Source organism: Prauserella oleivorans, assembly GCF_042685745.1.
Lineage (GTDB): Bacteria > Actinomycetota > Actinomycetes > Mycobacteriales > Pseudonocardiaceae > Prauserella_A > Prauserella_A oleivorans.
In genome coordinates this window covers 1,119,017-1,132,908 of record NZ_JBHUNT010000001.1, presented here as the reverse complement: position 1 = coordinate 1,132,908, position 13,892 = coordinate 1,119,017, and the positions used below count along the sequence as shown (strand labels likewise).

Annotated in this window: 12 protein-coding genes and 1 pseudogene; 8 read left to right on the top strand and 5 right to left on the bottom strand. The window is 70.6% G+C overall.

Features of this window, described 5'->3' with window-relative positions:
• Positions 1-145 precede the first annotated feature (145 nt).
• Together ACFSZT_RS05640 and ACFSZT_RS05635 are read right to left on the bottom strand one after the other, a co-directional pair.
• Positions 146-397, bottom strand: a complete 252-nt coding sequence (locus ACFSZT_RS05640) for a Prokaryotic metallothionein (protein ID WP_377390125.1) — start codon at positions 395-397, stop codon at positions 146-148.
• Positions 398-459: 62 nt separating this feature from the next.
• Positions 460-2,478: an MMPL family transporter gene (locus ACFSZT_RS05635; protein ID WP_377390123.1), complete on the bottom strand. Its 2,019-nt coding sequence runs from the start codon at positions 2,476-2,478 to the stop codon at positions 460-462.
• Positions 2,479-2,607: 129 nt separating this feature from the next.
• Here ACFSZT_RS05635 and ACFSZT_RS05630 point away from each other — a divergent pair, with 129 nt between their 5' ends.
• Together ACFSZT_RS05630 and ACFSZT_RS05625 are read left to right on the top strand one after the other, a co-directional pair.
• Positions 2,608-3,588 carry an LLM class flavin-dependent oxidoreductase gene (locus ACFSZT_RS05630; RefSeq protein ID WP_377390172.1) on the top strand — a complete coding sequence of 327 codons (981 nt, stop codon included), beginning with the start codon at positions 2,608-2,610 and terminating at the stop codon, positions 3,586-3,588.
• Between the two features lie 72 nt (positions 3,589-3,660).
• Positions 3,661-5,562 (top strand): serine hydrolase, encoded by a 1,902-nt coding sequence (locus tag ACFSZT_RS05625; protein ID WP_377390121.1) that lies wholly within the window; start codon positions 3,661-3,663, stop codon positions 5,560-5,562.
• A 2-nt stretch (positions 5,563-5,564) separates the two neighbouring features.
• Here ACFSZT_RS05625 and ACFSZT_RS05620 read toward each other — a convergent pair whose 3' ends face one another.
• Entirely contained in the window at positions 5,565-5,738 is a 174-nt protein-coding gene (locus tag ACFSZT_RS05620; RefSeq protein ID WP_377390119.1) for a hypothetical protein, read from the bottom strand.
• A gap of 96 nt (positions 5,739-5,834) precedes the next feature.
• On the opposite strand from ACFSZT_RS05620, the gene ACFSZT_RS05615 reads away from it, so the two are divergent.
• Both ACFSZT_RS05615 and ACFSZT_RS05610 read left to right on the top strand, forming a co-directional pair.
• Positions 5,835-6,485, top strand: a complete 651-nt coding sequence (locus tag ACFSZT_RS05615; RefSeq protein ID WP_377390117.1) for a class II aldolase/adducin family protein — start codon at positions 5,835-5,837, stop codon at positions 6,483-6,485.
• Positions 6,486-6,522: 37 nt separating this feature from the next.
• Positions 6,523-7,107, top strand: a complete 585-nt coding sequence (locus tag ACFSZT_RS05610; RefSeq protein WP_377390115.1) for a DinB family protein — start codon at positions 6,523-6,525, stop codon at positions 7,105-7,107.
• A gap of 447 nt (positions 7,108-7,554) precedes the next feature.
• Here the strand turns inward: ACFSZT_RS05610 and ACFSZT_RS05605 are convergent, their stop codons facing one another.
• A complete protein-coding gene (locus tag ACFSZT_RS05605; protein WP_377390113.1) occupies positions 7,555-8,721 on the bottom strand; it encodes an HNH endonuclease signature motif containing protein in 1,167 nt (388 codons plus the stop codon).
• A 617-nt stretch (positions 8,722-9,338) separates the two neighbouring features.
• Positions 9,339-10,373: an NBR1-Ig-like domain-containing protein gene (locus tag ACFSZT_RS05600; protein WP_377390111.1), complete on the bottom strand. Its 1,035-nt coding sequence runs from the start codon at positions 10,371-10,373 to the stop codon at positions 9,339-9,341.
• A gap of 272 nt (positions 10,374-10,645) precedes the next feature.
• On the opposite strand from ACFSZT_RS05600, the gene ACFSZT_RS05595 reads away from it, so the two are divergent.
• The 4 genes and pseudogenes from ACFSZT_RS05595 (at position 10,646) to ACFSZT_RS05580 (ending at position 13,873) form a co-directional block, all read left to right on the top strand.
• Positions 10,646-11,527 (top strand): peptidoglycan-binding domain-containing protein, encoded by an 882-nt coding sequence (locus ACFSZT_RS05595; RefSeq protein ID WP_377390109.1) that lies wholly within the window; start codon positions 10,646-10,648, stop codon positions 11,525-11,527.
• 40 nt (positions 11,528-11,567) lie between these two features.
• A complete protein-coding gene (locus ACFSZT_RS05590) occupies positions 11,568-12,428 on the top strand; it encodes a M23 family metallopeptidase (protein ID WP_377390107.1) in 861 nt (286 codons plus the stop codon).
• Between the two features lie 24 nt (positions 12,429-12,452).
• Positions 12,453-13,269: pseudogene (locus ACFSZT_RS05585) on the top strand (peptidoglycan-binding domain-containing protein).
• Positions 13,270-13,453: 184 nt separating this feature from the next.
• On the top strand, positions 13,454-13,873 hold the full coding sequence (locus tag ACFSZT_RS05580) for a YciI family protein (RefSeq protein ID WP_377390103.1): 420 nt from the start codon (positions 13,454-13,456) through the stop codon (positions 13,871-13,873).
• The last annotated feature ends 19 nt before the right edge of the window (positions 13,874-13,892 follow it).

The following is a 13,892-nucleotide window of genomic DNA, read 5'->3' as shown; positions in this document are numbered from 1 at the left end:
CGTCCCGGTGCGGAACCGTACGCGATCACCACGCACGCAGGCCAGCCCGCGTCGACGGCACGACGACGCCAGGACGGGACCGGTACGCCCGCCCTGTGCGCCGCGACCACGGTCAGGCGGTGGTCAGGCGGTGGTCAGGCGGCGGTCAAGCTGTGGTCACGGCGTCGCGAGCCTGGGAACCCTGCTCCGTGGACTCCCGTGCACAGTGCGCGCAGCAGAAGAAGCGGCCGTCCACGGACACGCCGTGGCCGATCACCCGGCAGCCGCAGTGTTCACACACCGGTGCCAGCTTGTGGATCGCGCACTCGAACGAGTCGAACGTGTGCGAACCGCCGCCCTTGGTGCGGATCTCGAACGCCATCTCGTACTCGTTGCCGCAGACTTCGCACTTACCCATCCGGGCTCACCTCCGTAGACGCATGCGCGCATAGGCATTCCCGAATGCGTTGGCCGGAAACGTCACCGCGCGAGCCGCGAGGGCCACCAGACCTTCCGGCCGATGTCCACGGTCAGCGAGGGCACCAGCAGTGAGCGCACGATCAGCGTGTCGAGCAGCACGCCGAACGCCACGATGAACGCGATTTGCGCGAGGAACAGGATCGGCAGCACCGCCAGTGCCGAGAACGTCGCCGCGAGCACGATGCCCGCCGACGTGATGACCCCGCCCGTCACCGTGAGCCCGCGCAGGGTGCCCTCCCGGGTGCCGCGCTCGACGGCCTCCTCGCGGACCCGGGTCATCAGGAAGATGTTGTAGTCGATGCCCAGCGCCACCAGGAACACGAACGCGAACAGCGGCACCGCCGGGTCGGCGCCGGGGAAGCCGAAGACGTGGTTGAACATCAGCGCCGACACGCCCATCGTGGCGGCGAACGAAAGCACCACGGTGGCGATCAGCAGCAGCGGCGCCAGCAGCGACCGCAGCAACAGCGCGAGCACCGCGAACACCACGACCAGCACGATCGGGATGATGAGCGTGCGGTCACGCGTCGACGTCTCCTGGGTGTCGAGCATGACCGCCGTGTCGCCGCCGACCTTCGCCTCGGCGCCCGGAACGGCGTGCACGGCGGTGCGGATCCGCTCGACGGTGCCCACGGCGTCCGCGGAATCCGCGGGCGCGTCGAGCACGGCCTCGATGCGCACCAGGCCGTCCACGGCGCCGGCGGGCCGTGCGGACGCGACGCCGTCGACGTCGTTCGTCGCCGTCAGCACGGCACCGGTGGCCCGGTCCTGGGCGATGACGATCGTCGGTGACCCGATGCCGCCGGGGAAGTGCCTGCCCAGCGCCTCCTGCCCGGCCACCGACTCGACCCGGGTCAGGAAGACGTCCGATTGCGCGGTGCCGTTCGCCCTGAGCTGGGGGACGAACGCCGCACCCGCCAGCAGGACCAGCGCGGTGACCAGCCAGATCGCGCGCGGGCGCCTGCCCACGAACCCGGCGACCCTGCCCCAGATCCCCTTTGCCTCCGGGTGCGGGGATCCGGCCACCGGCCGGAACGGCCAGAACGCCGCCCGGCCGAGCAGCGCGAGGACCGCGGGCAGGAAGGTCAGCGACGCCAGCAGCGAGGCGGCGATGCCGATGGCGGCGACCGGGCCGAGCCCCTTGTTGGAGTTGAGGTCGCTGAACAGCAGGCACAGCACGCCGAGGATCACGGTGCCCGCCGACGCGACGATCGGCTCCACCGTGCCCCGCCAGGCCCGCCGCATCGCCCGGAACCGGTCGTCGGTGTCGCGCAGCTGTTCCCGGAACCTGGCCACGAGCAGGAGCGCGTAGTCGGTCGCGGCGCCGAACACGAGGATGAACAGGATGCCCTGGCTCTGCCCGTTCAGCGCGAGGGCGCCGCTGTCGGCCAGGAGGTAGACGACCAGACTGGCGAGCCCCAGCGCGAACACCGCCGAGACGATCACCACCAGTGGCAGCAGCGGGCTGCGGTAGACGACCACGAGGATCAGCGCCACGACCGAGCCCGCGACGAGCAGCAACATGCCGTCGATGCCGGCGAACGCCTCGCTCAGGTCGGCGATCTGACCGGCGGGCCCGGTGACGTGGACGTCGAGACCGGCGGGACGGTCCCGGTCGGTGAGCCCGCGCAGCGCCTCCACGGGTTCGTTCGGCTCTCCCGTGAGGCCGACGACGAACTGGGCGGCCCGCCCGTCCCGCGCCGGGATCACCGGCGAGGCGGGTCCGGTGGCACCGGGCACGCCCTCCGCGCGGGTGCGGGTTCGCTCGAGGAAGTCGCGATCGGCTTCGGTGAGGCCGCCGGCGCGCTCGGCGAGGACGATGGCGGGCACGGCGTCGCTGCGGGAGAACCGCTGCTGCAGCTCGGCGACCTCGGTGGCCTCGGCCGACGCCGGCAGGAACGACGAGGTGTCGTTCTCCGCGACGTCGCTCAGCCTGCCCGCGTAAGGGCCACCGAACGCCCCGACCGCGAGCCAACCGATGACGAGCAGGGCGGGAACGAGCCAGCGAAGTCTGCGCACGGTACTCCCCCGTGGGTCCGGTCGGCGGAATCGTCAGTTGCCTGAACAAGCTGGGCAAACCGGATGCGGTAACCACCGACCCGGCGAACGTGGTCTAGTCCGCCCGTTACGCTCGGGCGCGTGACCGCCATGCGCTACCTGCTCCAACTGCACGGCAACCTCCCCATCGACGCGTACCCACGCCTCGCCGCCCGCGCCGAGGAACTCGGGTTCGAGGACGTCACGTTGCACGACGTCCTGTTGCGCAGGCCCGCCTGGCCGGTGCTCTGCGACATCGCGCGCGCCACCTCGCGCGTCCAGGTGGGCCCGAATGTCACGCACCCGTACCTGACCCACCCGGTGCAGATCGCCGCCAACATCGCCCACCTCGACGAGCTCTCCGGAGGGCGCGCGGTCCTCGGCATCGGGCGCGGCTCGATGTACGACCTGGTCGGCATGCGCAACCCGGCGACACTCAGGGGGCTCCGCGAGGCCGTCGACGTCATCCGCGAGGTCATCAGCGGCGACGGCACCGGCTACGCCGGGGAGGTCTTCCCGCTCGGCAAGTCGGCGAAGCTGCACTTCGGCACCGGCCGCCGCGTCCCCGTCTACCTCGGCACGCTCGGCCCCAAGGGCGCCCGGCTGGCCGGCGAGCACTGCGACGGCCTGCGCATCGCCGCCCAATGGGATCCCGCGTACGTCACGAAGGTGATCCGCGCCGAGCTGCACGCGGGCGCCGTCGCAGCGGGCAGGCGGCCGGAGGATGTCGACCTGGTCGCCGAGAACTGGACCTTCGTGCATCGCGACCGGGAGCTCGCCAGGCACGGCGCCCGCCGCGTGCTGGCGACGTTCCTGCCGCACATGGGCCCGCTGCTGGCCTTCCACGGCGTCCCGGACAGCGAAGTGGCGGCGGCCAGGGCGGCGACCCGTGACGGCGAGACGGACAGGCTCGCGGAGATCAGCGACCGCACGCTCGACCTGTTCATGGCCGCGGGCGACCGGGACGACCTCGTGGCGGGGCTGCGCAGGCTCCGGGAGGCGGGAGTCGGCGCCGTGTCGTTCTCGGGTGAGCTTGGTCCGGAGCCGGAGGACGCGCTGGAGCTCATCGGCGAGGCCATGCGACTGGTGTGATCCCCGGACAGGCGGTGCAACACACCCGCCGGGCCCGATCGGCGGGTCGGCGATCTTGGTAGAACCAGCGGCATGCGTCGAAGATCCCGCTCCCGCAAGCCCCTCGCCGCCGTCCTGGCCCTCGTCCTCCTGCCCATCGCGCTGCTGCCGATCGCCGCGCACGCCGATCCGTCGTCCCCGCTCTCCGACCCCGCCTCCACCGCGTGGGCGTCCGTCCGGGACGCGGACCGCGCCCAGCTCGCCAGGCACCTCACCGCCTACCGCGCGAACGGCTACCTTCCCGTCGACCTCGACATCGACACGGCGAACGGCCGCTACCGCGCGGCAGCGGTCTTCCAGCGCAACACCGACGGCCTCGACTGGCGCGTGCTCCGGGACCTCGACGGCACACGCTTCGGCATGGAATCGCACCGCCTGCGCGCGGCCGGCCTGCGACTCGTCGACCAGCAGAGCTACCTGCTGGACGGGGCGCGCCGGTACGCGGGCGTGTTCGTGGAGAACGCCGGTGATCTCGACTGGACGTCGCGGCGCGACCTCTCCCTCGCCGACGCCCGTCGGATGCATGAACAGGAGCGCGGCTCCCGCATACCCGTGGACGTCGACGTGTACGGCTCCCGCCCGTCGTACGCGCTCGTCTGGGCCGACAACGCCGAACAGGTGCCGTGGCGGCTCCACCTCGGCCTCACCGGCGAGGAGTACCGCGCCACGTTCGAGCGGTATCGCGGCACGTTCCGGCTGCTGACGGTCGACTCCGTCCGCACGCCCGCGGGCCAGCGCTACGCGGCGATCTGGGTGGAGAACACCGGCGACCGCGCGTGGGCGGCCCACCGCGACCTCACCGCGCAGGGGTTCGTCAACTGGTGGCGGCGCTACTTCGACGAGGGCTACCGCCTCACCGGACTCAACCGCTACGACACCGCCGACGGCGTCCGGTACGCCGGGACGTGGCGGCAGAACAGCGACCGCCCGCGATGGGCGTTGAAGCAGGCCGTCGACCAGCGCGTGCGGCACGAGCTGGACTCCACCGGAGTGCCCGGCATCAGCGTCGCCGTCATGCAGGGCGGCACGCTGCGGTACCTGCGCGGGTTCGGCCACGCCGACGTGGGCAAGGACGTGTGGATGGACGGCACGGTGTCCGGTCCGTACAACTCGGTGAGCAAGGCGATCGCCGGCGCGCTGACGTTCGACCTCATCGAGTCCGGCGGGGGGCGGCTCCAGCTCGGCGAGCGCACCCGCGACCACCTGCCCGGTCTGCCCGCCCACCACACGCACACCGTCGGCCAGCTGCTCAACCTGCGCGGCTGCGTCGGCCACTACGGGCAGATCCCGGCGGCGACGTTCACCGACGGCCCCTACCGCACGGCGCGGGCATCGGTCGCCGAGTTCGCCGACGTTCCGCTCGTCTGCCAGCCCGGCAAAGACTGGCGTTACAGCACCCACAGCTACTCGGTGCTCGGCTGGGTGCTGGAGGAGTACACGGGCAAGCCGATCGGCCGCCTCGTGAGCGACTGGGCCCGCCGGTACGGCCTGACCAGCATCCGGCCCGTCGACCCGGCTGATCGCGGGGTGCGCAGGATGACGCTGTACACCGCGAAGAACACCGCGATGACCCCACACGACTACAGCTACAAGGTGCTCGGCGGCGGGCTCGAAGGGTCCGTGCTCGACATGGCCCGGTTCGGGAGTCTGGTACTGGACGGCACGATCCTGCGCAAGGCGTCCCTGGACCACATGGTGACGCCGCCCGACCGGCTCGACCGCTACGCCTACGGCTGGGGCACGGGCACCGACCGCGGGCTGAGGTTCGCCGACAAGGACGGCAGGTGGGCAGGCAGCCGCACCTACCTGCGGGTCTATCCCGAGGCCCGGCTCGTCGTTGCGGTGCTCACCAACCGGGATGGTGGCGGGCACGATCCGGTGCTGCTGGGCCGGGACATCGCCGGGATGGTGCTCGACGAGCAGGGCAGGCGGTGACGTCAGGTCGGCCTGCCGCCGGGTCCCTCGTTGCCCGAGGGCGTGACGTCCCGGTTCTCCTGCCGCCGGGCCAGTTCCTGGTCGTCCTTGACCGCCTGCTTCGCCTCGTCGATCAGCCGCTGCGACCTCTCGAGCTTGCCCTCGTCGGGCTGGGGCGCGTCGTTGGTGTCGGTCACGTCGACTCCTTTACTCGGGCACGGTCCGTGCGCACGGGCTTCCACGCCGCGGCACCGGGGAAACCCGGCCCGCTACGCAGCGGCAGAATGGCCGGCATGCTGCTGGCGGAGGCACGGATCGCGGTGTGCCGGTACGCGCGCCGGATGGTGGCCGACCGGCTCGTGGTCGGGACGTCCGGCAACCTTTCGGTGCGCTCCGGCGACCTTGTGGCGGTGACGCCGACGGGCGTGAGCTACGACGAACTCGGGCCCGCCGACATCGTGGTCGTCCGGCTGGACGGATCCGTCGCGGACGGCGCGCTCAAGCCGACGAGCGAGCTGCCGATGCACCTCGCCGTCTACCGGCAGGCTCGGGATCCGGACGGTGAGGACATCGGCGCGGTGGTGCACACGCACTCCGTGCACGCGACCGCCGCGTCCACTGTGGCCGACGAGCTGCCGCCGATCCACTACCTGGTGGCGACGATCGGGCCGACTGTGCGGGTGGCGCCCTACGCCACGTACGGAACGCCGGAGCTGGCGGAGAACATGCTCGCCGCGCTCGACGGCCGCCGCGGCTGCCTGCTCGCCAACCACGGCACGCTCACCTACGGCGCCGACCTGGAGTCGGCCTACCATCGCGCCGAGCAGCTGGAGTGGTTGTGCCAGGTGTGGCTGACGGCGGCGTCGGCGGGGTCTCCCCGGCTGCTGCCGCACGGCGAGATCGAGCACGTCGTCCACCGGCTGCGCGGCTACGGGCAGAAGTAGGCCGGGCTTGTCGGTCCGCGGTGCCAGACTCCGCGGTATGGCGAACCCCAAGGCGGACCTGCTCCGCTACCTGCAGATCGGCCGCGACGTGATGCTGTGGAAGCTCGACGGGCTCGGCGAATACGACATCCGGCGGCCGTTGACGCCCACCGGCACCAACCTGCTCGGGCTCGTCAAGCACCTCGCGGGCGTCGAGATGATCTACTTCGGGGTCGTCTTCGCTCGCCCGGTGGCCGATCCGCCCGCATGGCTCGCGGACGAGTCGGAGTCCAATGTGGATATGTGGGCGAAGCCGGAGGAGTCGCGGGAGGACATCGTCGGCTTGTATCGGCGGGCGTGGGCGCACTCCGACGCGACGATCGGGGCCTTGGAGTTGGACACGCCCGGTCACGTTCCCCACTGGGCGCCGCGGCGGAACCCCGTGACGCTGCACCAGATTCTCGTGCACGTGGTCGCCGAGACCCATCGGCACGCAGGGCACGCCGACCTGCTCCGCGAACACCTCGACGGCGCCGCCGGGCACCGGCCGGAGACGGGCAACCTGCCCGAGGAGGAGCGGGAGTGGTGGGCCGATTACCGCGACCGGCTCGAGCAGGCCGCCCGGCAAGCGGCTGGGCGCTGATCGAGGGGTGTGGGGCGGGGCTGCTCCGCGCTCCGTGGGCGAGCGCGGATCGCGAGGTAGGCCGCTGCCGAGTTCGACGCACCTGGCGGCGGAGGCCCGAGTGGGAACCGGCGCCGCGAGCTGGAGACCGATGCCGTGTTGGCCGGCACGTCACCCTCGGCATCGGCGAGTGCTGCCGCGACGCCAAGCCTGGCGCGACGGCTGAGAGCAGGACGAAGCCTGGCGGCCCACAACACCGCCTGCTCTGGGCAACGTGAACGGGAGTGAGCCCACGGCGGCTTGAGTTTTCGCGTTGAGTTGGCAGGGCTTCGGCCTGGATGGCCGGTAGGTCACAGGCCCGCCGGGTTGGACCACGGCTCCGCTGGTCTTTGGCCTGGTCCATCGCACGCCTCGGTCCGTAGCGGGCCGCACCGGCGCGTATCCGAGTGTGTCGCGACGGCTCACGGTTCACGCCGTGTTGGGGCGGCCGGGCTCGTCCGAGGCGATGTGCGTACGCCCGGCTGGTGTGGTGATGTGGAGTTCGCCGGTGTCGGTCAGCTCGAATCGCCAGCCGGGGGTGTGTTTGGTGCGGTGGTGGCGTCGGCAGAGGCCGATGAGGTTTCCGGTGTTGGTGTCGCCGTTGCGCTGGTACGGGACGACGTGGTCGAGATCGACAAAGTGCGCCGGGCGGTGGCAGGTTGCGAACCGGCATTCCCGATCCCGGACCTTCACATGGTCGGCGGTGACGGCCGGTGGCCGGTAACGCTCGCGGCCCACGTCGATCGGGGCGCCGGTGTGGGAGTCGGTGATGATCCGCCGCCAGGTGGAGTTGGGGTCGAAGGCGATCGCCCGCGCGATCGAGGCAGGCAGCGGGCCGTGCCCGGCGAGGTCGGCCGGTTTGTCGGCGAGCCCGATGAGGGTGGCGAAGTCGATGTGGATGAAGATTTCCGCCCTCACCGACCCACCACCCGAAGCCCCACCGAGCAGCAGGCTGGCGAACACGTCCGCCCGCAGCTGATCCATGGTCCGCTCGTCACCGGCGTTGCGCAGCGCCCGCGCACACCGGTCGATCCAGGCATAGGCCGCCGAGGCGACCTCGGCGGGCAGCTCGGCGGGCAGCTCGGCGGGCAGCTCGGCGGGCAGCTCGGCGGTCAACGTGGCCATCGCGTCGTCGGCGTGCCGCAACTCCACCGGCCGCTCCCGCCGCCGCGCCTCCGCCCGCGCCGCAGCACCCTCCGGATCCACCTTGTACACCGCCCGATTCACCATCCGCCGAATCGACGCCGGACCCCGCCCCACCAACCGACCCGCCACCGCCGCATCCACTTCCCCGGCCATGCCATCGGACAACACCGCTGTCGGCTCCGACACCTTCGACGCCTTGTACAAATCAATCTCGCCCCGCGCCATGGCGTCGAGCGTTTCCGGAAGCCGAGTCACCAAATCCCGCGCCAACCATATTTTAATCCGCGCCGCATTCTCCGAAATCGCCAACGCGAGCGCCACTTCCGACGCCACATCGGCAGCATCATCCCGCGACGCCGAATACTCCGCCAAAGCCCGCACCTGCAACGCCTGCAGCCGAGCAATCTCCCGCTCCAGTCGAACGACCTCATCAAGAGAACTTTCCCCCATGCCCACGATTCTACCGCGAAATACCGAATCATATGGGTGAAGCCGCAAACAACGGAACGTGACCATGAAACCCGTTCCGTGGGGAACCGCCGCTAACCACCAGACAATGCATGGTCATGTGTGGAGTGGCAGTTTCCCACGGCGCGCCGAAGGCGTGCCTGAAACCCAACCACCCAAGCAACCAAGGCAACCACAACAACGACAACCAATAACGTGAATGGCCCACTCACACCAATTCCGGGCCGACATGGTGACCAGCCGGACCGACCCGCCACCCTGAACCTTCGGACACAGCGATACAGACGGCCGACACGGCAACAAGAACAGCCCGACACGGCGACGGAAACAGCGGACACGCCTTCCGGAACCGTCGACACAGCGAGGAGAAGGGCAAACACAGCGACGCGCACCGCGAACACGGTGACACGAACGCGCACCACCACGCCCAGCGCGACCAAGACGACAACCTGGACGGCCAACACGACGACCGGAACGGCAGACACCGCAACGGGAACGGCCAACACCACGACGCAAACCGCAGACACAGCTACCGGAACGGCAGACACGACGACACGAACCGGTCGCCGGTCGCCCGCAAACGCCTTGCAGGCCTGGACCTACCGGCGCACGTGAACGGCGAAGAAGATCGGGCGGTAACCGGGAAGCAGGGCCTGGCCGGCCTCGTCGACCATCTTCCAGTACACCGTGCAGTCGACCGGCGCGACGTCAGGCGTCCGAACGGTGACCGTGATCTGGACGTGCTCCTGCGGGGCCGTGTCGTTGATCGGGATGCGTTCCGGGGTACGGCAGTCGTCGCGGCGAATCGGCAGGTCGATTCGTTGCAGGTACCGGTCCCGCCAGTGGACGGAACCGCTGTTCTTCAGTTCCCAGACCTTCACGAACTGGCTGTCGGGCGGCACCACGGTGCCGTCAGGGATGGTGACGTCGGCGATGAAGTCGCTGGCGTCACCGGGGTGGACGGCGCGCACCGGTTTCGGCACGTGCGGAGGGTCGTCCCGATCGACGAGGGCGGTGACCGTCGCGGCGGCGGCCGCCACGACGAGGACCAGCAGCACGAGCAGCCACCGATGCCTGGACACCGGCGGCCGCTTGCGCGCCGGTTCCGCCGCCGGCTTCGGTGACTCGCCGGCCTGGCCCACGCGCCCACCCACCCCGGGCTGACCGGTCGGCCGATCGGCCCCGGCCTGGCCCTGCCGCAGGTCCTGCAGGGCGTGGCCGGGCAGTCGGCGCTCGCCGGACCGGTCGGGCAGACCGTCACGGTCACCCGGGACTTCGCCGGCGCCGTGGCTCCCGTCCGCGCCCTGCTCAGCCCGTTCCACCGGCGCGCCCGCCCCGCCCCGAGCCGCCCGCGAACTCTCGTCGGTCAGCGCGGCGTGGGTCGCCTTCCAGCGGGTGTGCCACTCCTGCTCATCCCCGCCGCACGCGCGGACGAACTCACGGACGGTTTCCCACGGCTGCAGCCGACGTCCGGTCACGGTGAGGTGGAGCGTCGCGTGGGAGACGGCCCCGGACGTGGTCGCCATCCGGCGGAAGGACGGGTTGCCCGCTTGCTCTCGCAACTGCCGCAGCGCGGACATGAACTCTTCGAGTGCCGCCGGTCGCTCTCCCGCCATCGGCCTGGACACGGGCACGCATCTCCTCCTCGGCGCACCTGTCTCGGCGACCGCAGCCACCGAACCGTCACGGTTGACACAGCGTTCCGTCACGCAGCGTAGCGCGCCAAAGACTAACACGAAGGATGGTGCGAACGGCCCCGGAACAGCGGAAACAGCGTCGTCGTCGCACGTCAACGGTGTCAGACGCTGTCAAACATTGGCCGAATCTTCGTCAAACACGTATCGGACGCCCGCCTCCTCAGCCACTGTGTAGACGGCCTCGTCATCCAGTTGGGAGAAGCGACCCGATGACCCCGATACGCTCCGGACTCGCCATCGCCGCGCTCGCATTGCTCGCCACCGCGCCGGCCACAAACACCGCGCCGGCCACCACGTCAGCCGCGAACGCCCGCGCCACAGACTCACCAGCCACCGCCTCGCAGGCCACCGGTGTCGACATGCAAGCCGTGCTCGTCGCGGCGCAGATCGATCCACGCCGCGCGGACCAGTCGTCGACGCCGGGGGCCGCGCCCAGTGTCACGGCGGTCGAGCGCGCGCTGCAGGCGGAAGGGTTGCTGCCCGCAGGGTTCGTGGACGGGCATTTCGGCACCCGGACCGTGGCGGCCTATGCGGCCTACCAGCGCTCGCTCGGCTTCTCCGGAATCGGCGCGAGCGGGCTGCCCGGCGCGCAGTCGTTGCGGAGCCTCGGCACCGGCCGGTTCGACGTCACGCACGTCGTCCGTCCGGGCGAACGGACCGAGCACGGCGGCAAGCAGGTCAACACCAGGACCAAGGCGATGCTGACCGAGGCGGAACGGATCCTCGGCCGCGAACTGGTGCTCGACCAGGGCTCCTACAACCCCGGCGGCGACCCGACGTCCGCGGGCACCCACGACGGCGGCGGGGCTGTCGACATCTCCGTCACGGGCATGGACACGGCCGCGCGGACCGACGTCGTCCGCGTACTGCGGGAGGTCGGCTTCGCGGCGTGGGACCGCACGCCCGGCCAGGGCGACTGGCCACACCACATCCACGCCGTGGCGATCAGCGACCCCGACCTCTCCTCACCGGCCCAGGAGCAGACCGGCGACTACTACCTCGGCAAGAACGGTCTGGCGAACCACGCTCCCGACGACGGCCCGAAGGTCGAGCCGATCCGCACCTGGGAGGAGTACCAGCGCACGAACTGACCCACCGATCCGGACTCGCACACCACGTTTGGAGCAGACCATGAAACTCGGCAGAATCTCGGCCGCGATCGGGGCGGTCGCGGCCACGGCACTCGCGACGATGCTGAACCTGGGCGCGACGGAGGCGGCCGCGGCACCCAACTTCCAGATGCCGTTCAAGTGCGGCTACACCGCCACGGCGGCGACCTTCTCCGGGCACAACCCGGCGAACTCGGTCGACTTCCAGAAGAGCGGCATCACCGGCGACCCGGTGGTCGCCTCCGCCGCGGGAACCGTGTCCCGCGTCGCGGACGAGGGCGGCACCAGCTACGGCAAGTGGATCGAGATCGACCACGGCGGTGGCTGGACCACCCGGTATGCGCACCTGTCCGCGCAGAGTGTCAGCCAGGGACAGCAGGTGCGGCTGGGCACGCAGATCGGGCTGGCCGGTGCCACTGGGGGTGTCACCGGCCCCCATCTGCACTACGAGCAGCGCCTGAACGGCTCCGCACAGAAGGTGAAGCTCAACGGCGTCGCCGTGCCCTACTACGGTCACCCGTCGTTCACCAGCAAGAACAACTGCGGCGGCGGGGGCTCGAACCCGTATTCGCCAGAGCAGGTGTGCGGCGCGGGCTACTCCGTCATCAACCAGCACGGGCTCGGCAAGCAGGGCGCGGTGTACCTGCTCTACAACGCCGGCAACGGCACGAACTGCGTCGCGACGATGAAGCACACCGACCTCGGCAAGAAGACCGCGACGTCGGCATTCCTGACCGTCGAGGGCGGTCAGCGGGCCACGGACTCCGGCGACTACAGCTACTACGCCGGCCCGGTCAAGAAGGAGGCCAGGGGCACCTGCGTGCAGTGGGGCGGCTCGGTCGGGTCGGAGAAGTACACCAGCCCGTTCGAGCACTGCGGCTGATCCGATCGCGGGGAAGGACGACTCATGCGAAAACTCGCCATCGCCGCGCTGCTGACCGCCGTCTCCGGCGCAGCGCTCACCGGCACGGCGGCCGCGGGTGAAGCCGCCGAGCCGACGGTCGACATGGAGGCGGTCGTCAAGGCCGCGATGTGGGACCCGTACAAGCCGGACCAGTCCGTCACGCCCGGCTCCGGTCCGAGCGTCGAACTGGTCGAGCAGGCCCTCGCGAGCAAGGACCTGCTCGCCGACAAGTACGTCGACGGTCACTTCGGCACCACGACGGTGGACGCCTACGCCGAGTACCAGCGTTCCCTCGGTTACGAGGGATTGGCCGCCAGCGGCCTGCCCGGCAAGGGATCGCTGGCCGAGCTCGGCACCGGCCGCTACGAGCTGACCGCGATCATCGACGTCGGCACGAAGACGACCATGGACGGTGAGACCGTCAACATGCGCACCAAGGAGATGGTCGAGGCCGGGGAGAAGCGGGCCGGGATGGACTTCACCGTGACGCAGGGCTCATACAACCCGGGGGGGTGTCGGCGCGTCCGGTGGCACACACGACGGCGGCGGGGCCGTCGACATCTCGGTGCGCGGGATCGACCCGGAGACGGCCGTGAAAGCGCTGCGGCAGGTCGGGTTCGCGGCCTGGCACCGCACGCCGGACCAGGGTGACTGGGCGGCGCACATCCACGCCATCGCGATCAGCGACACCGACATGTCCCCGCAGGCGCAGGCCCAGGCCGGCGACTACTTCCTCGGCCGCAACGGGCTGGCCGACCACGGCAAGGACGACGGTCCGCAGGTGGAGAAGGTGACCTGGGAGGAGTACCGGCGAGGCTGAGCCGGGCGGCCCCGGTGGGGCGGGGCGCCCGCCCGACCCGGATAATCTGCGGAACTGAAGAACGGGCTCCTGCCGGGGGCCCGTTCTTTATCCGTTCATCGGCCTGTCGATTCGGGAGGTTCCCCGTTCGACCTACGGGTGAGAGGGTCGGAGAGGGGCCCGGACACCCGAGGAGATGACAGCCGTGAAGTACATGCTGATCATGCGTGCGACCGACGAGACGTACCAGGCGTACCAGGACGTCGATTTCGGCGAGATCATGGATTCGATGGGCCGGTTCAACGACGAGCTGATCCGGGCGGGCGTGCTCATCGCCGCCGAGGGGCTCGACGACGCCGAGAAGGGTGTCGTCGTGGACTACTCGTCCGAGCCGCCGGTGGTGACCGACGGCCCCTACGGCGAGACCAAGGAGCTCTTCGCCGGGTTCTGGATCCTCGATGTGCCCTCCCAGGAGGAGGCCGTCGCCTGGGCCAAGCGGGCGCCGCTGGCCGGCCCGGGCAGCAAGTGCGAGATTCGCCGGGTGCCCTCCATCGACGAGTTTCCGCAGGACAACGAGTGGATCAAGAAGGAACGCGCGTGGCGGGAAGCGACCGGTCAGCTGTGATGCCGACGGGTGGCGGCGA